At 71.2% G+C, this 22,216-nt stretch carries 20 protein-coding genes, 2 tRNA genes and 1 other RNA gene; 8 read left to right on the top strand and 15 right to left on the bottom strand.

Going from position 1 to position 22,216, the window contains the following annotated elements; translation table 11 throughout:
- The first annotated feature begins 56 nt into the window (after nt 1–56).
- Nucleotides 57–1,331 (top strand): MFS transporter, encoded by a 1,275-nt coding sequence (locus IRY44_RS28925; RefSeq protein ID WP_194803316.1) that lies wholly within the window; start codon nt 57–59, stop codon nt 1,329–1,331.
- A gap of 238 nt (nt 1,332–1,569) precedes the next feature.
- Nucleotides 1,570–3,315 (top strand): 2-isopropylmalate synthase, encoded by a 1,746-nt coding sequence (gene leuA / locus IRY44_RS28920; protein ID WP_194803315.1) that lies wholly within the window; start codon nt 1,570–1,572, stop codon nt 3,313–3,315.
- A gap of 24 nt (nt 3,316–3,339) precedes the next feature.
- Here the strand turns inward: leuA and IRY44_RS28915 are convergent, their stop codons facing one another.
- Nucleotides 3,340–4,779 carry an MFS transporter gene (locus IRY44_RS28915; RefSeq protein ID WP_194803314.1) on the bottom strand — a complete coding sequence of 480 codons (1,440 nt, stop codon included), beginning with the start codon at nt 4,777–4,779 and terminating at the stop codon, nt 3,340–3,342.
- A 108-nt stretch (nt 4,780–4,887) separates the two neighbouring features.
- Between IRY44_RS28915 and IRY44_RS28910 the strand changes: the two genes are divergently transcribed.
- Together IRY44_RS28910 and IRY44_RS28905 are read left to right on the top strand one after the other, a co-directional pair.
- A complete protein-coding gene (locus IRY44_RS28910) occupies nt 4,888–5,547 on the top strand; it encodes an HNH endonuclease family protein (RefSeq protein WP_013474959.1) in 660 nt (219 codons plus the stop codon).
- Complete coding sequence (locus IRY44_RS28905) at nt 5,529–5,981, top strand: hypothetical protein (RefSeq protein ID WP_194803313.1); 453 nt, start codon at nt 5,529–5,531, stop codon at nt 5,979–5,981. Before IRY44_RS28910 ends, IRY44_RS28905 begins: the two co-directional genes overlap by 19 nt.
- A 54-nt stretch (nt 5,982–6,035) precedes the next feature.
- Here the strand turns inward: IRY44_RS28905 and IRY44_RS28900 are convergent, their stop codons facing one another.
- The 10 genes from IRY44_RS28900 to ffs all read right to left on the bottom strand — a co-directional run bounded on the left by IRY44_RS28900 (nt 6,036) and on the right by ffs (nt 17,681).
- Nucleotides 6,036–7,139, bottom strand: coding sequence for an ABC transporter ATP-binding protein (locus IRY44_RS28900; RefSeq protein WP_194803312.1), 1,104 nt, complete (start codon nt 7,137–7,139; stop codon nt 6,036–6,038).
- Nucleotides 7,136–8,251 carry an ABC transporter ATP-binding protein gene (locus IRY44_RS28895; protein ID WP_194803311.1) on the bottom strand — a complete coding sequence of 372 codons (1,116 nt, stop codon included), beginning with the start codon at nt 8,249–8,251 and terminating at the stop codon, nt 7,136–7,138. The genes IRY44_RS28900 and IRY44_RS28895 overlap by 4 nt, the downstream gene beginning before the upstream one ends.
- Before the next feature lie 7 nt (nt 8,252–8,258).
- Nucleotides 8,259–9,227, bottom strand: a complete 969-nt coding sequence (locus IRY44_RS28890) for an ABC transporter permease (RefSeq protein ID WP_194803310.1) — start codon at nt 9,225–9,227, stop codon at nt 8,259–8,261.
- A complete protein-coding gene (locus IRY44_RS28885) occupies nt 9,224–10,228 on the bottom strand; it encodes an ABC transporter permease (RefSeq protein ID WP_194803309.1) in 1,005 nt (334 codons plus the stop codon). Before IRY44_RS28885 ends, IRY44_RS28890 begins: the two co-directional genes overlap by 4 nt.
- Before the next feature lie 78 nt (nt 10,229–10,306).
- Nucleotides 10,307–11,968 (bottom strand): ABC transporter substrate-binding protein, encoded by a 1,662-nt coding sequence (locus IRY44_RS28880; RefSeq protein WP_194803308.1) that lies wholly within the window; start codon nt 11,966–11,968, stop codon nt 10,307–10,309.
- A 322-nt stretch (nt 11,969–12,290) separates the two neighbouring features.
- Nucleotides 12,291–12,884 (bottom strand): recombination mediator RecR, encoded by a 594-nt coding sequence (gene recR, locus IRY44_RS28875; RefSeq protein ID WP_013289050.1) that lies wholly within the window; start codon nt 12,882–12,884, stop codon nt 12,291–12,293.
- 8 nt (nt 12,885–12,892) lie between these two features.
- Nucleotides 12,893–13,201 (bottom strand): YbaB/EbfC family nucleoid-associated protein, encoded by a 309-nt coding sequence (locus IRY44_RS28870; RefSeq protein WP_228533033.1) that lies wholly within the window; start codon nt 13,199–13,201, stop codon nt 12,893–12,895.
- 155 nt (nt 13,202–13,356) lie between these two features.
- Nucleotides 13,357–14,673: a hypothetical protein gene (locus IRY44_RS28865; RefSeq protein WP_228533021.1), complete on the bottom strand. Its 1,317-nt coding sequence runs from the start codon at nt 14,671–14,673 to the stop codon at nt 13,357–13,359.
- A 134-nt stretch (nt 14,674–14,807) separates the two neighbouring features.
- Nucleotides 14,808–17,483: a DNA polymerase III subunit gamma and tau gene (locus tag IRY44_RS28860; protein WP_194803306.1), complete on the bottom strand. Its 2,676-nt coding sequence runs from the start codon at nt 17,481–17,483 to the stop codon at nt 14,808–14,810.
- 108 nt (nt 17,484–17,591) lie between these two features.
- An RNA gene (gene ffs, locus IRY44_RS28855) (signal recognition particle sRNA small type) lies at nt 17,592–17,681 on the bottom strand.
- Nucleotides 17,682–17,762: 81 nt separating this feature from the next.
- Here ffs and IRY44_RS28850 point away from each other — a divergent pair.
- Nucleotides 17,763–17,847, top strand: a tRNA-Ser gene (locus tag IRY44_RS28850).
- A 63-nt stretch (nt 17,848–17,910) separates the two neighbouring features.
- On the opposite strand, the gene IRY44_RS28845 is transcribed toward IRY44_RS28850, so the two are convergent.
- Nucleotides 17,911–19,131 (bottom strand): RNA polymerase sigma factor, encoded by a 1,221-nt coding sequence (locus IRY44_RS28845; RefSeq protein WP_194803305.1) that lies wholly within the window; start codon nt 19,129–19,131, stop codon nt 17,911–17,913.
- On the bottom strand, nt 19,128–19,460 hold the full coding sequence (locus IRY44_RS28840; RefSeq protein WP_194803304.1) for a YciI family protein: 333 nt from the start codon (nt 19,458–19,460) through the stop codon (nt 19,128–19,130). Before IRY44_RS28840 ends, IRY44_RS28845 begins: the two co-directional genes overlap by 4 nt.
- Nucleotides 19,461–19,692: 232 nt before the next feature.
- On the opposite strand from IRY44_RS28840, the gene IRY44_RS28835 reads away from it, so the two are divergent.
- Nucleotides 19,693–20,307, top strand: a complete 615-nt coding sequence (locus tag IRY44_RS28835; RefSeq protein ID WP_194803303.1) for a hypothetical protein — start codon at nt 19,693–19,695, stop codon at nt 20,305–20,307.
- The gene (locus tag IRY44_RS28830) at nt 20,304–20,825 is read left to right on the top strand and encodes a hypothetical protein (protein WP_194803302.1); all 522 of its coding nucleotides are present in this window, start codon (nt 20,304–20,306) and stop codon (nt 20,823–20,825) included. The genes IRY44_RS28835 and IRY44_RS28830 overlap by 4 nt, the downstream gene beginning before the upstream one ends.
- A gap of 79 nt (nt 20,826–20,904) precedes the next feature.
- Here the strand turns inward: IRY44_RS28830 and IRY44_RS28825 are convergent, their stop codons facing one another.
- Nucleotides 20,905–21,552, bottom strand: coding sequence for a response regulator (locus IRY44_RS28825; protein WP_194803301.1), 648 nt, complete (start codon nt 21,550–21,552; stop codon nt 20,905–20,907).
- A 273-nt stretch (nt 21,553–21,825) separates the two neighbouring features.
- Here IRY44_RS28825 and IRY44_RS31115 point away from each other — a divergent pair, with 273 nt between their 5' ends.
- Nucleotides 21,826–21,957: a hypothetical protein gene (locus IRY44_RS31115; protein ID WP_255533242.1), complete on the top strand. Its 132-nt coding sequence runs from the start codon at nt 21,826–21,828 to the stop codon at nt 21,955–21,957.
- A gap of 131 nt (nt 21,958–22,088) precedes the next feature.
- Here IRY44_RS31115 and IRY44_RS28820 read toward each other — a convergent pair.
- Nucleotides 22,089–22,175 (bottom strand) — tRNA-Ser (locus tag IRY44_RS28820).
- Nucleotides 22,176–22,216 lie beyond the last annotated feature (41 nt).

Genomic DNA, 22,216 nt, shown 5'->3' with positions numbered 1-22,216 from the left:
CGGCTCAGCCTAAAAGGCTCGACCGGCACGTGGGGGGCACGATCTGCTCATCGGTCATGGGAGCCAGAGAGAGCATCCGCACCGCCGTCCGCGACGTCGTACCGCCGGCCGGGCTGACCCGCGTCCTGGCCGTGCAGGCGATGGTCTACGCCGTCGGCACCGGACTGTTCCAGGCGGGCAGCGCCGTCTTCTTCACCCGGGCGCTCGGGCTGAGTCCGGCCCAGGTGGGTCTCGGCCTCTCCCTCGCCGCCGGCGCGTCCCTGCTCGGCACCGTGCCGCTGGGCGGGCTCACCGACCGGTACGGGCCGCAGCGGGTGTGGATCGTCTGCCTGTTGCTGGACGCGGCGCTGTTCGCGGCGTACCCGTTCGTCGGCGGCTTCGCCGGGTTCCTCGCGGTGGTGATCGCGCTGGCCGTGACGGGCGCGGCGACCGGCGTGGCCCGCCAGGTCTACTCGATAAACGTGCTGCGCCCGGAGGAACGGGTCACCGCGATGGCCTACCAGCGCTCCTCGCTGAACGTCGGCTTCGGGATCGGCGCGCTGATCAGCGGCCTGGTGCTGGCCGTCGACACGATCTGGGCGTACCGCGGGATGGTCTGGTTCATCGCCGCGGTCTTCCTGGTGACCGCCGGTTTCGTCCGCCGGCTGCCCCGGCTGCCGGAGGTGACCCGCACGGCCGAGCCGATGAGCCGGCTGGCGGTGCTGCGGGACCGGCCGTTCATGACCGTCGCGCTGCTCTCCGGGCTGCTCACCGCGCACCAGACGCTCTACCTGACGGTGATGCCGCTGTGGATCCTCACCCACACCGACGCGCCGAAGACGATCATCGCCGCGCTGGTGCTGCTCAACACCGTGCTGATCGTGCTGTTCCAGGTACGCGCCAGCCGGGGCGCGGACGACGCGGCGGGCGCGGCCCGGGCGTCCCGTCGGGGCGCGGTTCTGATCGCCCTGTTCTGCCTGGTCCTGCCGATTTCCGGCGCGACCCGGGGAGCGCTCACCGTGGTCGCGCTGGTGGCCGCCGCGACGCTGCTCATCCTGGCGGAGCTGATCGAGTCGGCGGGCGCCTGGGGACTCACCGCCACGCTACCGCCCGCCGCCCAGCGCGGCGCGTACGTCGGCGCGTTCGGGCTCGGCTCCCAGTTGCAGTTCCTGATCGCTCCGGCCGGGCTGACCGCGCTCGGCGTGAGCACCGGCGGCTGGGGCTGGTACCCGGCCGCGGCGATCTTCATCCTGGTCGGACTGGCGATCGTGCCCGCGGTGACCCGGGCGGAACTGACGCCTCGGCTACCGGGCGTGGCGAAGCCCTCCGACTCCGTGACTCTGGTCCCATAGTCCGGACCAGCCTTCCCACCGCCCGTCCCACCACGTAGGGTGACCTTGTCATGTGGCGCGCGTACCTTCTCCTTGGCTGCCGCGACGAGGCCTGACCGGCCGGCACCTCGTCGCGGAGTAGAAACGCGCCGTCCAGCACATCCGATCTTCTTCTCGGCACCGCCGCGCACCGTCGCCCGGCAACTCGCCGACACCTTTCCGATCTGCTGACGCCACATGTTCCAGGGAGCACTCCGAGATGGCTCAACCTGTCACCGAGACCGATCCGTTCGCCCGCCAGCGCCCCAGCCGGATGCCGGTCCACCGCTACGTTCCGTACGACCGTGAGTTCGGCGTCGACCTGCCGGACCGCGCCTGGCCGACCCGCCGCGTCGAGGCCGCGCCCCGCTGGTGCGCAGTCGACCTCCGCGACGGCAACCAGGCCCTGATCGACCCGATGTCGCCCGAGCGCAAGCGCCGGATGTTCCAGCTGCTGGTGCAGATGGGCTACAAGGAGATCGAGGTCGGCTTCCCGTCGGCGAGCCAGACCGACTACGACTTCGTACGGCAGCTGATCGAGCAGGACCTGATTCCCGAGGACGTCACCATCCAGGTGCTGACCCAGTGCCGGGAGCACCTGATCGAGCGGACCTTCGAGTCGCTGCGCGGCGCCCGCCGGGCCATCGTGCACTTCTACAACTCCACCTCGACGCTGCAGCGCCGGGTGGTCTTCGGTCTGGACCGCGACGGCATCACCGACATCGCCACGCAGGGCGCGCGGCTGTGCCAGAAGTACGCGGAGATCCACACCCCGGACACCGACATCCACTACGAGTACTCGCCGGAGTCGTACACGGGCACCGAGCTGGAGTACGCGCTGGAGGTCTGCTCGGCGGTCATCGACGTGATCGACCCGACGCCGGACCGGAAGCTGATCATCAACCTGCCGGCCACCGTCGAGATGGCGATGCCGAACGTCTACGCCGACTCGATCGAGTGGATGCACCGGCGCCTGCCCCGGCGGGACAGCCTGGTGCTGAGCCTGCACCCGCACAACGACCGGGGCACCGGCGTGGCGGCCGCCGAGCTGGGCCTGCTGGCCGGCGCCGACCGGATCGAGGGCTGCCTGTTCGGCAACGGCGAGCGCACCGGCAACGTCGACCTGGTGACGCTGGGCCTGAACATGTTCTCCCAGGGCATCGACCCGATGATCGACTTCTCGAACATCGACGAGATCAAGCGCGCCGTCGAGTACTGCAACCAGCTGCCGGTGCACGAGCGCCACCCGTACGCGGGCGACCTGGTCTACACCGCGTTCTCCGGCTCGCACCAGGACGCGATCAACAAGGGCTTCGCCGCGCTGAACGCCGACGCGACGGCGGCCGGGGTGCCGGTCGACGACTTCACCTGGGCCGTCCCCTACCTGCCGATCGACCCGAAGGACCTGGGCCGCACCTACGAGGCGGTCATCCGGGTCAACTCGCAGTCCGGCAAGGGCGGCGTCGCGTACATCATGAAGACCGAGCACCAGCTCGACCTGCCCCGCCGCCTCCAGATCGAGTTCTCCGGCGTGGTGCAGCAGGTCACCGACCACGACGGTGGCGAGGTCGAGCCGGGCGCCATGTGGGAGATCTTCGCCCGCAACTACCTGGTCGACCACCAGGTCGACCCGGCCGTGAAGCTGGCCGACTACACCATCGGCACCGTCGACGGCAAGGTCGAGATCGACGCCCGCGTCGGCTTCGGCGGCGAGACCCGCGCGCTCACCGCCGTCGGCAACGGCCCGATCGACGCGTACGTCAACGCGTTGCAGTCCCTGGGCGTGGCGGTACGGGTGCTCGACTACCACGAGCACGCGCTGTCCTCCGGTGGGGACGCGCAGGCCGCCGCGTACGTCGAGTGCGAGGTGGACGGCCGTACGGTGTGGGGCGTCGGGGTGGACGCCAACATCGTCACCGCCTCGATCAAGGCGGTCACGAGCGCGGTGAACCGCACCCGCGCCTGATTCCGGCGACGCGGGGGCCCGGCTTCAGGCCGGGCCCCCGCGCTGCTTCGGCGGGCGGTGAATCAGCACGGCGGCGAGCACCGCGCCGGCGAGCAGCAGCCCCGCGCACCACGCCAGCGCCCCCCGGTACGCGTCGGCGAGCGCGCCCTTCTGCTCGTACCCGGTGCCCGACAGCCCCACCAGCAGCGGCAACGCGGCCACCGCGAGCAGGCCACCGGCCCGGGAGGCGGCGTTGTTGAAGCCGCTCGCCACCCCGGCGAACCGGTCCGAGACGGCGCCGAGCACCGACGTGGTCAGCGGCGCCACCACGAGCGTGAGCCCGGCGCCGAACAGCGCCACGCCCGGCAGCACGTCCACCCAGTACGACGCACCCGGCCCCACCCGCCGCAACAGCAGCAGGCCCACGGCGGCGATCACCGGGCCGACGGTGAGCGGCAGCCGGGGGCCGATGCGGGCCGACAGCGCGCCGGCGCGCGGCGAACCGACCAGCAGCAGCACCGTCATCGGCACCGTGGCCAGGCCGGTGAGCAGCGCCGACCAGCCGACCACGTTCTGCAGGTAGACGGCGAGGAAGAAGGTGAACCCGCCGAGCGCCGCGTACACCACCACGGTGAAGACGTTCAGCACCGAGAACAGCCGGCTGGAGAACAGCCCGGTGGGCAGCATCGCGGTGTCACCGCGCCGCCGCTCGACCAGCACGAACACCACCACGGCGACCACCCCGAGCACCGCCGCGACCAGCACCGCCGGGGAGTCCAGGCCGCGCGCCGGCGCGTCGATCAGCGCGTACGTGACGCCGCCGAGCGCGAGCGCGCCGAGCAGCGCACCGGCCACGTCGAACCGACGCCCCTCCCCGGTACGCGACGCCTCCTCGTCCCGGCTCTCCGGTACCCAGCGCAGCGCGGCGAGCACCACGCCGACTGCGAGCGGCAGGTTGACGAAGAAGATCCACCGCCAGGAGAGCGCGTCGATGAGCCATCCGCCGAGCAGCGGGCCGAGCGCGGTGGACACCCCGGACAGTCCGGACCAGGTGCCGATGGCGCGGCCCCTGTCGTCCGGGTGGAAGCTGGCCTGGAGCACGGACAGCGAGCCGGGGGTGAGCAGCGCGCCGCCCGCCCCCTGGAGGAAGCGGGCGGCGACGAGCCAGCCGGTGTCCTGGGCCAGCCCGCAGAGCACCGACGCGACCGCGAACCAGACCACGCCGAGCAGGAAGACGCGCCGCCGGCCGAACCGGTCGCCGAGCGCGCCGCCGAGCAGCACGAACGCGGCGAGCATGAGCAGGTAGCCGTTCACGGTCCACTGCAGACCGGCGACTGTGGCGTCGAGTTCGGCGCCGAGGCGCGGCAACGCGACGTTCACCACGGTGCTGTCGAGGAACACCATGCCGGAGGCGAGGATCGCGGCGAGCAGTGTGCCGCGTCCGGCGGCGGAGCCGGTACGCAGCGCGGGAGCGGGTGCGGTCACGTCTCACCACTCTGCCCGCCGCCCATCCTCGACGCCACGAATCGCGGAAACCGCCGCCGGGTACTGTGCGGACTCGCCCGGAGCACGCAAGCTGGAGAGGTGTCGTCTGTGCGTACGAGATCAGGAGCCCGAGCCGGGCTGGCGGCCGCGCTGAGCGCGGTGCTCGCCCTCGGCGTGGCCGGCTGCGACGTGTCGGTCACCGAGCCGGAGGCGCCACCGAGCGCCGCCGGGAACGTCAACAAGCAGCTCGGTGAGCTCACAGTGGCCACGGCCGGGTCGATGAAGGGCTACAGCCGTTCCCGCTTCCCGCACTGGCGCGGCACCGGCAAGAACTGCGACGTACGCGACAGCGTGCTGCAACGCGACGGCGAGGGCATCAAGCTGTCCGGCTGCAACGTGGTGGGCGGCCGGTGGGAGAGCGTCTACGACGGTGTGGTGCTCAACGATCCGTCGGACGTGGACATCGACCACACCGTGCCGCTGGCCGCCGCGTGGCGGTCGGGTGCGGACGAGTGGGACGACTCGAAGCGCGGCGACTTCGCCAACGACCTGACCCGGCCGCAGCTCATCGCGGTTTCGGCGCGGTCCAACCGGGCAAAGGGTGACCAGGATCCGTCCCAGTGGAAGCCGCCGAACCGGTCGTCCTGGTGTCAGTACGCGGCGGACTGGGTGACGGTCAAGCACTACTGGCGGCTGACTGTGACAAGTGCCGAGAAGGCCGCTCTCACCGACATGCTGGAGGGCTGCACATGGGCGAGCAAACCGTGACCGGGCCGGACGCCACACCGGCCCCGGCGGCAGGCGGCGCACCGGCCCCGGAGTCCGCACCCGCCGGTCCGGCCTCGGCCGGGATGACGGCGGACGGCCGGCAGCCGGCGTCCGCCGACGTGGCCGGGGCGGGCATGACCGCCGACGCGGTGCCGGGTGCTCCGGCCGGGGGCGCGCCGGCCGGTCCGTCGGACCGCAGCACCGACATCACCGCCGGTCCGGGCGGGGTCATGACGGACGAGGTGGGCGTGGTGACCGGCGAGTTGACGCTGCGCACCGAGCACGCCGACGGCCGGGTGACGTTGCGGGTGCAGTACAAGGACGCCGACGAGTGGTACGCGGTCACCGGCGGTTCCGCGCCGCTGGCCGACCCGGCCGCGCTGGACGCCGTGCACACGATCGCGGTGGGCCTGCTCAACCGCCCCGAGGGCTGACCGACGGACAAGCGCGTCCCCAACCCGGGTCGGGTGGGGACGCGCTTCGTCGTGTCAGACGTACGAGCCGGGCTCGCTCGGCGCGGAGACCACGCCCGGCTCCTCGCCCTCGCCCTCCGGCCGGGTGATCTTCGCGGTCACCTCGTGCGGGCGCAGCTCGCCGGCGGCGATCTGCTCGGCCCAGTGGCAGGCCACCCGGCTGGCGCCGATCTGGCGCAGTTCCGGCCGCTCGTCGGCGCAGCGGGTCGGCTGCGCCCACGGGCAGCGGGTGTGGAACCGGCAGCCCGACGGCGGGTTCGCCGGCGAGGGCAGGTCACCGGCGAGCAGGATACGCTCACGCCGGTCCTCCACGTCCGGGTCCGGCACCGGCACCGCCGACATCAGCGCCCTGGTGTACGGGTGCATCGGCTCGGTGTAGAGCCGGTCGCTCGGCGCCTCCTCCACCAGCGCGCCCAGGTACATCACGCCGACGATGTCGGAGATGTGCCGCACCACGGCCAGGTCGTGCGCGATGACCAGGTAGGTCAGGCCGAGGCTGTCCTGGAGTTCGTCGAGCAGGTTGACCACCTGCGCCTGGATCGACACGTCCAGCGCGGAGACCGGCTCGTCGGCGACGATCAGCTCCGGGCCGAGCACCAGGGCGCGCGCGATACCGATGCGCTGGCGCTGGCCGCCGGAGAACTCGTGCGGGTAGCGGGACAGCGCCCACTTGGGCAGGCCCACCGCGTCGAGCGTCTCGCCGATGATCCGCCGCCGGTCGTCCCGGTTGGCGCCGATGCCGTGGGTCTGGAGGCCCTCGGTCAGGATCGACTCGACGTTCTGCCGGGGGTCCAGGCTGGACATCGGATCCTGGAAGATCATCTGCATCCGGCGGCGCATCGCGCGCAGCTTGCCGGCCGGGAGCGTGGTCAGCTCGACGCCGTCGAACTTCACCTCGCCGCTGGTCGGCGGGTTGAGCTGGAGCAGCGCCCGGCCCAGCGTGGACTTGCCGCAGCCCGACTCGCCCACCAGCCCGTACGTCTTGCCGCGCGGAATGCTCAGGTCGACCCCGTCGACCGCCTTGACGTGCCCGACGGTCCGGTCGAAGAGCACACCCCGGCGGATCGGGAAGTGCACCTTCAGGTCGCGGACCTCGACGAGGATGTCGTTGTCGCTCATGGGGTCTCCTCCTCGCGCGGAGCCGGTCCGAAGCCGGGCACGGCGGGCGGGTCGGCCGGTTCGGCCTGGGCCGGCACCGCACCCGGTTCGGTGGTCGTCGGCGCGGTCGCGCGGGCGTCCGCCTCCGGGGTCAGGCCGGGAACCGGCACCGGGTTGACGCAGCGGTAGCTGCGGGCGTCGTGGGTGATCACCAGCTCCGGCGGCTCGCCCACGCAGGCGTCGACGCGGCGGGCGCAGCGCGGGGCGAACGCGCAGCCGTCCGGCCAGGGCAGCACGTCGCGCACCGAGCCGGGGATGGGGTTGAGCCGTTCACCGCGGCCGGCGTCCAGGCGCGGCACCGAACCGAGCAACCCCTCGGTGTACGGATGCCGGGGCTGGCGGAACAGCGGACGGCGGGTGGCCGTCTCCACCACCCGGCCGGCGTAGAGCACGTTGATGGTGTCGCACATGCCGGCGACCACGCCCAGGTCGTGGGTGATCATCACCAGTGCGGTGCCGGAGTCCCGGACCAGGTCCTTCAGCAGCTCCAGGATCTGCGCCTGGATGGTGACGTCGAGCGCGGTGGTCGGCTCGTCGGCGATCAGCAGTCGGGGCTGGCAGGCGACAGCCATGGCGATCAGCGCCCGCTGCCGCATGCCACCGGAGAGCTGGTGCGGGTATTCCTTGAGCCGGCGCCGCGGGTCCGGGATGCCCACCCGGTCGAGCAGGGCGGCCGCCTCCTTGGTGGCCGCCTCGCCCTTCATGCCCCGGTGCCGGGCCAGCACCTCGGTCACCTGGAGCCCGATCGGGATGACCGGGTTCAGCGAGGACAGTGGGTCCTGGAAGATCATCGCCACGTCCCGGCCGCGGATGTCGCGGCGCGACCGGTCGTCGAGCTGGAGCAGGTCGGTGCCGTCGAAGACGGCCTTGCCGCCCACGCGCAGGCCCGGCTGCTTGGGCAGCAGGCCCATGATCGCCAGCGACGTGACGCTCTTGCCGCAGCCGGACTCGCCGACCAGGCCGACCACCTCGCCGGCGTCGACCGAGAAGGACACCCCGTCCACCGCGTGCACGGTGCGCTGCCCACGACGGGCGAACGTGACGGAGAGGTCGTCCACTTCGAGCAGTGCCATTTCCGACCTACTTCCGCAGCTTCGGATCGAGGGCCTCGCGCATCGCCTCACCGAGCAGGGTGAACCCCAGCGCGGTGATGATGATGCCGAGCGCCGGATAGATCGCCAGGCCCGGCCGGATGCCCAGGTACGGCTGCGCGTCGGCGAGCATGACGCCCCACTCCGGGATGGCCGAGTCGGGGTTGCCGAGACCGAGGAAGGACAGCGCGGCCGCCTCGATGATCGCGGTGGCCAGCGTCAGCGTGGCCTGCACGATGACCGGGGCGATCGAGTTCGGCACCACGTGGGTGAGGGCGATCTTGGACCGCTTCACGCCCAGCGACGTCGCGGCCAGCACGTAGTCGCTGTTGGCCTGCGCGATCATCGAGCCGCGCAGCAGCCGGGCGAAGATCGGCACGGACACCACACCGACGGCGATCATCACGGTGGTGAGGCTGGCGCCGAGCAGCGCCGCGATGCTCACCGCGAGCAGCAGGCTCGGCATGGCCAGCAGCATGTCGATGAAGCGCATCAGGGTGGTGTCGATCCAGCGGCCCCAGCGCCCGCCGAGGCCGGCCGCGGCACCGGCGACGCCGCCGATCAGCGCGCCGACCGCGAGGCCGATCAGGGTGGAGACGACGCCGACGAGCAGCGTCTGCCGGGCCCCGACGATGAGCCGGCTGAACTCGTCCCGGCCCTGGTGGTCGAAGCCGAGCCAGTGGTCGGCGGAGGCACCCGGGATGATGCCCTGGCCGGACTTGACCAGACCCTCGCGGATGCCGATGGAGTCGGTCGGGCTGTACGGGACGAGGAACGGCCCGATGACCGCGACCAGGACGAAGACCGCCAGGATGACCACGCCGATGACGGCCGCCGGGTTGCGCCGCAGGCGGCGGAACGCCTCCTTCCAGAGGCTCACCCCCTGCTCGTCGTCGCGGGCGGACAGCTCGGCGAGCCGGTCGATCTTCTCGCGCTTCTTTCCTCCGGTGATGGTCATCGCACCCTCACCCTCGGGTCGATCACGCTGTAGGAGAGGTCGACCAGGAGATTCACCAGCACGTACACCACCGCAATGATCATGATGAAGCCCATCAGCACCGGGTAGTCGCGCTGGCTGATCGACTCGGCGACGAACGCGCCGATGCCACTGAACGCGAACACGGTCTCGGTGAGCACCGCGCCGGAGAGCAGGAGACCGGTCTGGAGACCGATCGAGGTGGCCACCGGCAGCATGGCGTTACGCAGCACGTGCCGGCGGCGGACGGTCCGTTCGGTCAGGCCCTTGGCCTCGGCGGTGCGGACGAAGTCCTCGTTCAACACCTCCAGCACGCTGGCCCGGGTGATCCGGACGATGATCGCGAGCGGGATGCTGGCGAGCGCGATACCGGGCAGCACGAGGTGCCAGAGCGCGTCGGCGGCGGCGTCCCACTCGCGGGTCATGAGCCCGTCGAGGACGAAGAAGTTGGTGACCCGGGTCGCCCCGATGGTCGGGTCCTGCCGGCCGCTGGAGGGGAACCAGCCCAGGTTCTCCGCGAAGATCGCCTTGAGCACGTACGCCAGGAAGAAGACCGGGATGCAGATGCCGATGAGCGATCCGCCGACCGAGGCGTGGTCGAGGAACCGGCCCCGGCGGCGGGCGGCCAGGTAGCCGAGCGGGATGCCGATGCCGACCGCGAGGATCATGGCCATGATCGTCAGTTCGACGGTGCCGGGGAACCGTTCCACGAACTCCGTGGTGACGGCCCGCTTCGTACCGGTCGAGGTGCCCAGGTCGAGCCGGATCATCCGCCGCAGGAAGCGCGCGTACTGGACCAGGATCGGCTCGTCGAGGCCGAGGTTGCGCCGGATGGCGGCGCGTGTCTCGGGCGTGCCCCGTTCACCGAGGATCGCGGTCTCGGGCCCGCCGGGAAGTCGGTGGAGCCAGATGAACAGCAGGACGGAGAGCCCGAACAGCGTGGGTATCAGCTGTAGCAGGCGTCTGATGATGAACCGGAACACGGGCGCCTCGGAGGGTGTGCGGAGGGGTGCGGGCGGGCGCTGTGGTCACAGCGCCCGCCCGCGTACGGTGCCTTCAGATCACTTGAACTCTGCGGTCGCGTACCGCTCGTCGGTGAGCGGGCTCGCCTTGATCCCGGTCACGTCCTTGCCGAACACGATCGCCGGCGGGGAGTGCGAGATCGGCACACCCGGCAGGAAGTCCATGATCGACTTGTTCAGTGCCTTGTACTTCTCCGTACGGGCCGCCGCGTCGGCGGTGGTGTCGGCGTCCTTGAACTGCGCGAAGAGCGCGGGGTTGTTGAAGCCCCACTCGTCCTTCGGGCGGTCGAAGAAGGTGCCGATGAAGTTGTACGCGTCGCCGTAGTCACCGGTCCAGCCGAGGAAGTGCAGGTCGTGCTTGTTGCCGGAGGTGGTGGCGTTGAGGTAGTCCGGGCTCCACTTCAGCGGGATGGCCTGGACGTTGATGCCGACCGCCTTGAGGTCCGCCGAGAGCAGCTCGAAGATGTCCTTCGGGTTCGGCATGTACGGCCGGGTGACCTCGGTCGGGTAGTGGAACTTCAGCGTCAGGTTCGACGCGCCGGCCTCGGCCAGCAGGGCCTTCGCCTTGGCGGGGTCGTAGTCGTACTTGGTGACGTCGCCGTTCCAGCCCTCGACGGTGTCCGGGAAGAAGTTCATCGCGACCTTGGCGCCCGGGGGCAGCTTCGAGTCGACAAGGGCCTGCCGGTTCAGCGCGTGCGCGATGGCCTGCCGGACCTTCAGGTCGGCCAGCTTCGGGTTCCCCTTCTGGTTGATCGCCAGGTAGAGGATGTTGAAGGCGGGCCGGGTGAGGACGTTGAAGCCCTCCTTCTTCAGCGGCTCCACGTCCGCCGGGCCGACCAGGTCGTAGCCCTGGATGTCACCCGAGCGGAGCGCCTGCTTGCGGGCGTTCTCGTCCGAGATCGTCTTGAAGATGATGGTCTTCAGCTTGGCCTTGTCGCCGTGGTAGTCGTCGTTGCGCTCGATGGTGAGCGTCTTGTTCGCGACGTCCCACGCCTTGAACTTGAACGGCCCGGTGCCGGTCGGGTGCTCCATCGCGTACGCCGGGTACTTGATGTCCTCGGCGGTGCCGGTCACGTTGCTGGCGTCGTACTGCTCCATCGCCTTGGGGCTCTGGATCGAGAACGACGGCAGCATGAGCGCGGCCGGGATCTTGCTGGAGACCCGGGTGAACGCCAGATCCACAGTGGTGGCGTCCTTGGCGGTGCAGGACTTGAAGAGGCTCGGCGGCAGGTCCGGGTTCTCGTTCTTGGCGAACCCGCCCATGACGTCCTGCCAGTACGCGGTCACGTCCGGGCTCTGCATGAGGCCCTTGGCGTTGTACCAGCGGTCGAAGTTGGCGCAGACGGCCTCGGCGTTGAAGTCGGTGCCGTCGTGGAACTTGACGCCCGAGCGGAGCTTGAAGGTCCAGGTCGTGCCCGCCGCATCCGGCGTCCAGGACTCGGCGAGGCCCGGCGTCACCTTGGTGCCGCCCTCCTCCGGACGGACCAGGGTCTCGAAGACCTGGCGCGCCACGCGCAGCGACTCACCGTCGCTGGCGAAGCTGGGGTCGAGCACCTTCGGGTCTCCGGCGACGCCGAAGACGAGGGTGTCCTTCTTGCTATCTCCGGAGCCACTCTCACGGTCGCTCTCGGCGCAGCCTGCAACCGCGAGGGCCGCGACCGCGACGGCCGCGATTGCGACCTTCGGCCTGGATGCACGCATGGTGCTTCACCTCGTCCTTGGGGGTACGGACAACGTGGTGACAGGGTCACCGATGTGCGCAGACCTTAGCCCTCGGGTGGACGGCGCGGAAACGGGCGGGGGGCGGGTTGGTATCGAATCGTGTCTGTTCCGCAACGAGGCATACGAATCGAAGGAGAATCACTTACGCTGCCGAGGTTTCGTCGGCCAGAAGGCCGAATTTATTACGTCGATCCGGTCCCGGACGCACGTTCCTGTCAGATCGACGGACATGCCCGTCCGGCCCGGAGACACGTCCGGCGGGCACCCCGCAGGGCACCCGCCGGAGGCGGCACGACTGGATTCAGACGGCCCGTCGGCCCTCGAAGGCCCGGCCCAGCGTGATCTCGTCGGCGTACTCCAGGTCGCCGCCGACCGGCAGTCCACTCGCGAGCCGGGTCACCGCGATCCCCATCGGCTTGACCATCAGCGCCAGGTAGGTGGCGGTCGCCTCGCCCTCGGTGTTCGGGTCGGTGGCGAGGATCAGCTCGCGGACCTCGCCGCCACCGAGTCGGGTCATCAGCTCACGGATCCGCAGGTTGTCCGGGCCGATGCCCTCCAGCGGATTGATCGCGCCGCCGAGCACGTGGTAGCGCCCGCGGAACTCGCCGGTCCGCTCGATCGCCACCACGTCCTTCGGCTCCTCGACCACACAGAGCACCTCGTCGGTGCGCCGTGGGTCGCGGCAGATCCGGCACTGCTCCGACTCGGCCACGTTGTAGCAGGTCGTGCAGAACCGGACCAGGTCCTTGACCTTGCGCAGCGCGCCGGCCAGCCGGTTCACGTCGGCCGGATCCGCCGACAGCACGTGGAACGCGATCCGCTGGGCGCTCTTCGGGCCCACGCCCGGCAGCCGGCCCAGCTCGTCGATCAGATCCTGGATGGCACCCTCGTACATCTGCCGGCTCAGAACCCGGGCAGGCTGAGGCCGCCCATGCCGCCCGCGACCGGGCCCATCTTCTTCTCGGTCAGCTCGCGGGCCGCCTCGGCGGCGTTGTGCACTGCGGCGACCACCAGGTCCTCGAGCGTCTCGACGTCCTCCGGGTCGACCGCCTTCGGGTCGATCTTGATCGCCTTCAGCTCACCGGTACCGGCGACCGTAGCGGTGACCAGGCCCCCGCCGGCGGTGCCGGTCAGCTCCGCCTCGGCCAGCTCGGCCTGGGCCTTCGCGATCTGCTGCTGCATCTTCTGCGCCTGCTTCAGCATCTGCTGCATGTTCGGCTGTCCACCTGGGCGCACGGACCGCTCCTTCTTCCACTCGTCTGCTCGGGCCGCCGCTCAGCCTATCCGCTGCCGGCGGCGCGCCCCGACCGACGGCCCGCGGCGTCGTCGGCGGTGATCGCCGCCGACGACGAACCGGCCGGGCGCCCTCACCAGGGCTGCGACCCGCCGCCGGGCTGCCGGCCCGCGGCGACGACGAAGACGTCGAGCATGCCGTTGGTGTCGCCGAACACCAGGTTGGTCGCGAAGGAGGTGAAGGAGACGGACCGCCCCGAGTAGTCGATCGAGGGGTCGTTGCTTCCGTCGTCGGCCTGCGCCCCCTCGGCGGAGACGCTCAGCCGGGTGGTGGTGCCCACCCACCAGCCGGCGAGGAAGACGTCCTCGGCGGCATTGGTGTCCCCCGCCACCAGATTGGATGCCTGCGAGACGAAGGCGACCCGCCGCCCGTCTCCGCTGAGTGCGGGCTGGTTGCTCGGGCCATTACCCTGCGCGTCGCCGGGTTTGACGCTCACCCGGCGCGTCACCCCGGCGGCCAGATCCCGGACGAAGACGTCCTCGGCACCGTTGGTGTCGCCGGACACGAGGTTGGACGCCGACGAACTGAAGGCCACGAAACGACCGTCGGCACTGATCGCCGGCCCGCTGCTAGCGCCGTCGGCCTGACCTCCGGTGGAGGAGACGCTGACCCGGGAGGTGGTGCCGAGCAGCCGGTCCCGGACGAAGATGTCGGCGAGGCCGTTGGTGTCCTCCGGCACCAGGTTCGACGCCACCGAATAGAAGATCACATAGCGACCCCCACCGCTGATCGTCGACGAGGTGAAGCCGCTGAGTCCGTTGCCCTGGGCCCCCGCGCCGGAGACGCTGACGCGGGTGGTGGTGCCGAGCAGCCGGTCCCGGACGAAGACGTCCGGGACGCCGTTGGTGTCCCCCGGCACCAGGTTGCTCGCGAACGAACTGAAGGCGACGAAGCGGCCGTCGTAGCTGATGCTCGGCACCGTGCTCTCCGCGTCGCCCTGGGCGCCGCTGGCGGCCACGCTCACCCGAGTGGTCGTGGCCGCGAGCCGGTCCCGGACGAAGACGTCCGGAACGCCGTTGGTGTCCCCCGGCACCAGGTTGGAGGCGGCGGAGACGAAGGCGACGTACCGGCCGCTGCCGCTGGTCGCCGGTCCGGTGCTGTAGGCGTTGCCCTGAGCGCCGCTGCTGGAGACGCTCACCCGGCTGGTCGTCGCGGTGAACCGGTCCCGGATGAAGACGTCGTCCACCGCATTCGTGTCCCCCGGGACCAGGTTCGAAGCGCGCGAGGCGAACGAGACGAAGCGTCCGCCGCGCGAGATGCTGCTGCTGGAGTTGCGTTCGTTCGCCTGCTCCTGCGCGCTGGAGACACTGACCCGCAGGGTCGTCGGCTCCGGCTGCGGCACGGCGGCGACACCCGGCGCTGCCGACGCCAGCACCGTCAGGGCTGCCACACCGACGGCCACCTTCGGAACATTTCTCACTTTGAGCACCAACCTCCCGAAATGCACCAGGAGACATTGATGGTGAGTCACCCGAACGCCACCGTCAAGGCTTTGAACAGGGAAAACGTCGAAAGCCGCGAACGCTAGCGGGCGTCCAACTCGTCGATCTTCTCGGCACCGAACGCGTCACGGAGCAGCCGTACCGCCTGCTCCTCACTGGACTCGCGAGCGGTCCGCTCGTCGATGACCTCGTCCAGCGGCTCGTCTCCCGGATCGAACCCCTCGAAGGCGGCCGATGTCGGCGCGGCACCGCCGGGGCGTTGCCCGCCGCCGCGCACCGGCCCGTCGAAGTCCGGATCGTACGGCGGTTCGCCCGCCCAGTCGGCGTCGGCCGCCTTGCGGGCCGCCGGTCGCGGACCACGTCCGGCCGCCGCCGCCCGCGCTGCCGCGATCGCGCTGCTCACCGGCGGACCGCCGGGCCCGGCCGAACCCAGCGCCTCCCCGGTCGCCGCACCGTCGCGGGCCGGACCACCCGGCCCCGGTACGCCCGCGGCCGATCCGTTGCGCGCCGCGCCGTCCGATGCCGGTGCGCCCTCCGGCCCGGTGCCACCCGACCTGGTGCCGTTCGGTCCGGTGCCACCCGGCCGCGCCGGTTCCGGCCAACCGTCCACGTTCCCGGCCGAGCCGCCCGGCCGAGCCGGCTCGGGCCAGTCCTCGGCGTCGTCGGCGGCGGAGACGTCGCCGTTCCCCGCCGCGTTCGCACCGGGCCGGGCCGGGCCGGGCTGCCCGCCCGGGAGGGCCCGGGCGCCGCGATCGGACGGGCCCCCCGGGCCCTGCGAAACGGGGGCCGCCGGCGGCGGGGCCGCCGGACGTGACTGCCGGGACGCGCCACCCCGCTCCCCGGCCACCTCGCAGCGGATCTGCCACCGACCGCCCAGCTCCTCGTAGAGCGCGTCGGTCAGCACGGCGGCGTGGTCGGCCATCATCTTCGCCAGCACCGTCGACTTCACGGTCAGCACCAGGGTGTCGCCGTCCAGGTCGCGTACCACCGCGTCCCGCATCAGCGCGGCGATCCGCTTGTTGCTCCGGTTGACCTTGCCGACCACCTCGGGCCAGACCCGGCGCACCGCCACGGCGTCGAGCGCGCCGGGATTCGCCGCGCCGGGGCGGGGCGGCTCGGGCGTGGCCGGGTCGCGCATCACCGCGGACGGCGGTACCGGGCGTCGGGCAGCGGCCGGACCGGAAGTCGCCGACCCGGCGGCCCGCTCGGAGGCGGCCGACGCGGGGAACCCGGCGTCCGTGTCGGAGTGGACGCCGGCAGCCGCAGTCGCTTCGGTCGCCACCGGGACGAGACGCGGGCCTGATTCGGCGGCGGACGGGCCGGACTCCTCGGCAGCCGGGGCGGCACGGGAGCCGGTAGGCCCGGCGGCAGCGCCGGGGCGGGAACCGGGGGCGACGTTCCGGGCACCCGCCGCAGCGGCTGCGGCGGCACGTGCGGCGGCGGCACCGGTCGGGGCACCGGCAGCCGCCGGCGTGCCGGCGGAATCCGGGTGGACCGCGGCGGCAGCCGCGCCCGGGGCGGGAGTCGCCGGGCGTACCCCAGGGGCCTGAGTGGGGTGCGCGGAGTCGGCGGCGGCCGGCGGCAGCTCGGCGCCCCCGAGCGCCAGCCGGCGCTCCATCCGCTCCAGGCGCTGGAGCAGGCCGGCCGAGGAGTCGTCCGCGCCGGGCAGGAGCATGCGCGCGCAGATCAGCTCCAGCAGCAGCCGGGGCGCTGTGGTGCCGCGCATCTCGACCAGGCCGTTGTGCACGATGTCGGCGCAGCGCGACAGCGTGGCCGGGCCGAGGCGCTGCGCCTGGGCGGCCATCCGCTCGATCTGGTCGGCCGGGCCGTCGATGAGGCCCCTGGCGGCGGCATCGGGCACCTGCTGCAGGACGATCAGGTCGCGGAGGCGTTCCAGCAGGTCGGAGGCGAAGCGGCGCGAGTCGTGCCCGGCCTCGGCGACCCGGTCGACTGTGGCGTACGCGGCGGCGCCGTCACCGGCGGCGAGCGCGTCGCACATCTCGTCGATCAGCGCGGCGTCGGTGACCCCGAGCAGCGCGGCGGCCCGGGCGTAGTCGACGCCCTCCGGGCCGGCGCCCGCGATGAGCTGGTCGAGCACGGAGAGGCTGTCGCGCATGCTGCCGCCGCCGGCGCGCACCACCAGCGGGAAGACCGCCGGCTCGACCTTGACGCCCTCCGCCTCGCAGAGCTGCTCGAGGTAGGGGCGGACCACCTTCGGCGGGAACAGCCGGAACGGGTAGTGGTGGGTCCGCGACTTGATCGTGCCGAGGACCTTCTCCGGTTCGGTGGTGGCGAAGATGAACTTGACGTACTCCGGGGGCTCCTCGACCAGCTTGAGCAGGGCGTTGAAGCCGGCCGACGAGACCATGTGCGCCTCGTCGATGATGTAGATCTTGAAGCGGCTGCGGGCCGGGGCGAAGAACGCCTTCTCGCGCAGCTCACGGGCGTCGTCGACACCACCGTGGCTGGCCGCGTCGATCTCGATGACGTCGATCGAGCCGCCGCCGTCGGGCGCCAGCCCGCGGCACGAGTCACACTGCCCGCACGGCTCGGGGGTGGGGCCCTGCTCACAGTTGAGGGAGCGGGCCAGGATCCGGGCGCTGGAGGTCTTGCCGCAGCCCCGCGGACCGGAGAAGAGGTAGGCGTGGTTGAGCCGCCCGCTGCGCAGCGCCTGCGACAGCGGCTCGGTGACCTGCTCCTGGCCGATCATCTCGGCGAACGTCCGCGGCCGGTACTTGCGGTAAAGGGCCAGTGCCACCCGTCCCGCCTCCTCTCGAGGAGAGCCATTCTGCGCCGGTCGGCCCCGGGTGACCACCCACCACCCCGTGACCCGACCCGCAGCGACGTTACCCGGCCCGGGAGACAGAAAGGCCTCCCGTGCACCCGGCAGAGCTCGCTTATCCTTGCTGCCTTCCGGCCCTGGGGAGGTTCACGAGATACCGCCGCACGGGAGGTGACGCCAAGCCTACCCGAAGGGTTGTGGATCTTCCGGGAGGGTGGGGTGGCCCGCCGTCGGGAGACCTGTATCCTGGCTCGCGGAGGATTCGCCTAGAGGCCTAGGGCGCACGCTTGGAAAGCGTGTTGGGTTCACACCCTCACGAGTTCGAATCTCGTATCCTCCGCTCGCAGACGACAGGGTCGGCTCCCGCACGGGACCGGCCCTGAGTCGTACCGTGCGGCGAGACTCACCGGCCGCCCAACTGGTCCCGTCGCCGCGTCAGGTACGCCGTCTCCGCGCTGTTCCCCGCCAGCTTGATCGCCCGGTCGTACGCCTCCCGCGCCTCTCCGCCTCGCCCCATCCGGCGCAACAGCTCGGCGCGCGTCGCGTGGTACGCGTGATAACCCTCCAGCGGCAACCCGTCCACCTCCGCCAGCGCGACCTGCGGCCCGTCCAGTTCGGCGATCGCCACGGCCCGGTTGAGCCGCACGATCGGCGACGGGTCGACGCGTACCAGATGGTCGTAGAGCGCGGCGATCTGCGCCCAGTCGGTGTCCCGCGCGTCGCGGGCGTCGGTGTGTACGGCGTTTATCGCGGCGAGGATCTGGTAGCGGCCCGGCGGGCGGCCGGCGGCGATGCACGCGCGGACCAGAGCGTGGCCCTCGGCGATGAGTTCGTGGTCCCAGGCGCTGCGGTCCTGCTCGGCGAGGACGACGAGTTCGCCCGTCGCGGAGACCCGGGCGGGGCGGCGGGCCTCGCTGAGCAGCATCAGCGCCAGGAGTCCGGTGGCCTCGTGGTCGTCGGGCAGCAGCGTACGGACCAGGCGGGTGAGCCGGATCGCCTCGGCGGTCAGGTCGGCGCGCACCGCCTCCTTGCCCGGGTCGGAGGCGAGGTAGCCCTCGTTGAAGATCAGGTACAGGACGGCGAGCACACCGCTGACCCGGGCCGGCAGGTCCTCGCGGGACGGCACTCGATACGGGATCCCGGCCGCCTTGATCTTCGTCTTGGCCCGGGTGATCCGCCTGCTCATGGCGGCTTCCTGGACCAGGTACGCCCGGGCGATCTCCGGCACGGTGAGCCCGCCGACCAGGCGCAGCGTCAGCGCCACCCGCGCCTCGATGGCCAGCGCCGGGTGGCAGCAGGTGAAGATCAGGCGGAGCCGGTCGTCGTCGATGACACCGAGCGGTTCCGGGACGTCGGCCAGCATCAGCGCCTCCCGGTGCTTGTCGTCCCGCCGGCTCTCGCGCCGGATCCGGTCGACGGCCCGCCGGTACGCGGTGGTGGTGAGCCACGCGCCGGGGTTCGGCGGTACGCCGTCGGCCGACCACCGTTCGACTGCGGCGGCGAACGCCTCGGCGGTCATCTCCTCGGCCACGTCGAGATCGCCGATGCGCCGGGCGAGCGTGGCGACGACCCGGGCCCACTCCTCGCGGTGGACCCGGGTGAGCGCTTCGCCGACGTCTGTCACGCGCTCAGGAACGGCCGCAGCTCTACCCGCCTGTTGCACCGCTCCGAGGCCAGCGCGGCGAGCGGCAGCGCCACATCGAAGTCCGGTGCCTCGATGATCCAGAACCCGCCGACGTACTCCTTCGTCTCCACGTAGGGCCCGTCGGTGAGCAGCGGACTCCCGCCCCGCGCGTCCACGACGGTGGCCGTCTCCGGCGCCGCGAGCCCACCGGCGAAGACCCAGTGGCCGTCGGCTCGCAACTGCTCGTTGAACTCACCGATCGCGGCCATCTCCGCGTCGGTGGCCGAGCCGGTCTTGTCGTCGAGTACGGAGATCAGGTACTGCGCCATCGGTTCCTCTTTCGCTCTCGTCGGCTGTCGGCCGGGCCGCCGTCACCCCGGCTACGAACGCCGCCACCCCGATCCGACAACCGTGCAGTGCGAGTATCGGGCGCGATGATGCGCGAGCGCTGCTCCGCCCGTACGTTGGGCATCGGTCGCGTCACTCGTCGAGCGCGCCGAGAGGCCCATAATCCGTCGTACACATGTTCCATCCACAGCCTGTGGACGCCGAGAGGACCGGATGAGTTACCAGCTCAGCGCCGTGGTCGCCGACGTCGAGCTGCTTCGCGAGCAGACCGCCGACCTGGACCACGCGGTGCTCGCCGCGCTCCGCCAGGACTTCGCGCTGCTGCCTGTCACCCCGCAGCTCGTGCAGGAACTGACCGGCGGCCTGCCGGACTACGCCACCGACGAGCCGCACGCCGAGCGCCCGTTCCGGCTGGTGCTCTCGCCGCCGCTCGCGGAGGTGCTGGCCCGCTGGTCGAGGAGCGGCCCGGTGGCGTACCTGGAGGCGGAGTTCGCGGGCGGCCTGGGCCACCAGTCGGCGGTGGTGTGGCTCGGCGGCGAGGTGAGCTGGGGCCCGCGGTACGACGCCGCGCTGGACCGGCCGCGTACCGAGTGGCCGATCAACACGGCGCTCGCCCGCCTGGGCGCGGAGCCGGGCGCGTGGATCGACCCGTTCGCCGAGCTGGGCCTGCACCTGGAGCGCGACACGGACGGCTGGCTGATGCACGGCCGGCGCGGCCTGTCCGCCGACTACTGGGACGAGCTGGCCGAGGAGTGGGAACTACGCCAATCCGACAAACAACAGCAACCTCATCGCCCCGGTCCCGTTGGTGACTGGGGGATTGCATGAAACTACGACAATTCGGCTTTATTGCCGCACTGCTCGCTGCCGCGTCCGCAGCCGGCAGCGGCGTTCATCCACAGTGGCCCACCCGCCCGGTCGGCGCCGCTCAGGTGGTCAGCCTGGAGGGCCTGCGCAACGCGGAGTTCGGCGACACCGAGGCGGACCTGACCCGGCGCGGTGTGCTGCGCGCCGACGAGGAGGCATGCGGACCCGCGCTGGTCGGGCACGGTTCGGTCAGCCCGATCTTCGTCGACGACCGGCTCGTCCTGCTCTGGCTCGACGACCCGATGAGCACGCCCGAAGGCATCAGCGCCGGCGCGCCAGTCGGCGAGGTCCGCGCCGCGTACCCCGGCGCCGTCGACCTGCCGGCACCGCCCGGCAGTCACCGCTTCGCCGGGCTGCTCGCCCGCGACGGCGACCGCGCGTACCTGTTCCTGCACGACGGGGTCACCGTCCGCGAGATCATCGCCGGGTACGCGGACTGGGCCCGCCGCCTCTTCGACGAGGGCTACGGCCCCTGCTGACCGTCTACCGGTCCTAGAGAACGAGCGACAAATCAGGCTGGCGGCCTAAGCACTGCAAGCCGGGCCACTGGACTACGAGTCAGAAAGCGGTGCCGAACTTGACGCGCTCCATGATGTCGATGACGTAATGGACGATGTCGTCGACGGCGTTGGTGTAGGCGAAGATTCCAGGATGAACGCCGATCTGCGGATCGAAGTTCGATGCGGCGATGATCACAGGGCTTCGGTCTCCCTGACGCTCAAGGGCGTCGAGCAGAGTGATGCCCGCGCTCTGCGCCGGATGTTCGGTATCCCTCCGCATATCGCTGAGGATCAAGTCGTAGCGGCGGCTCCGAAGGTTGGCGATCGCCTCGTCCGTGGAGCGCGACGTGTCTACGGTCATGCCCAGTCGCCGAAAAAGCTGTATCAGAGGCAGGTTCCATTCGGGGTTGTCATCAACCCAGAGAATTCGGCCACCTCGCAGGATTTCGGCCGCGTGTTGCAGCCGTGAGACGGCTGCGCGCTGCTCACTGACGGAAGGTGGCGCGCTTGCCTCGGACCGGGCCGCCGCTTCGACCAGTAACTGCTCGGCGAAGCCGAGCTCGATCATTGGCGTCTTCACGCTGTGAAGGCGGCTAATCTGCGGGATGATCGCGCTCCGAAGAGAAAGGTAGACCAGCGCGGCGAAGGCAACCCAGAGAATCGCGGGCACAGCTTTGATCAACTCAACAGTGATGGTCTGGGACATCTGCCCTCCGTCCATCTCTGAGACAGCCCATCGAAGGGTACCGTTCACTGCGGAGTTCCGTCGATGTCTGCAACCCCCCTTTCAGGAAGAGGCGTAGCAGATTGCCGACTCATTCCGACCGCCCACAGGTCGCCCCCAGATCGCGCTTTCGTGCCCGCTGGATCCGGCGTCTACCCGGAGCTGCCACCATTGCCTCCCCGACGCCGAACGGGCAGGCTTTCGGCCATGACTCCGGAGGAGCGACTCCAGCAGATGATTGAGGATCTTCGGCGAATGCGGCTGCAGTGCGAGCCCAAGTCGAACCAGAACCCTCGCTACCTGCGGTACTCCGCGGCCGTCTCGGCGTTGCGATGGATCATCGACGACCTGGCCAAGGAGGCAACCACCCGGCGGCGAAGTGACTGACGAGCGTCACCGAACCGGTGCCTCGCCGCCTACCAAGCGGCATCAGTCGGACGGCGACTCGAGAAAGCCGGAAACGACGAAGCGCCCGGATCAGTCCTCCTGGACTGCCGGGCGCTGCGCCTCTTCAAAGGCGGTGGCGGCGGGATTTGAACCCGCGGAGGGCGTAAACCCTCACACGCTTTCGAGGCGTGCTCCTTAGGCCACTCGGACACGCCACCGCCGACGAGGGTACAGGACCGCCGGCTTGGACGCCGAACCG

This window comes from Micromonospora sp. ANENR4, from assembly GCF_015354395.1.
Taxonomy (GTDB): domain Bacteria; phylum Actinomycetota; class Actinomycetes; order Mycobacteriales; family Micromonosporaceae; genus Micromonospora; species Micromonospora aurantiaca.
The sequence above is the reverse complement of the archived record's forward strand: the minus strand, read 5'-3'. Positions and strand labels throughout refer to the sequence as shown.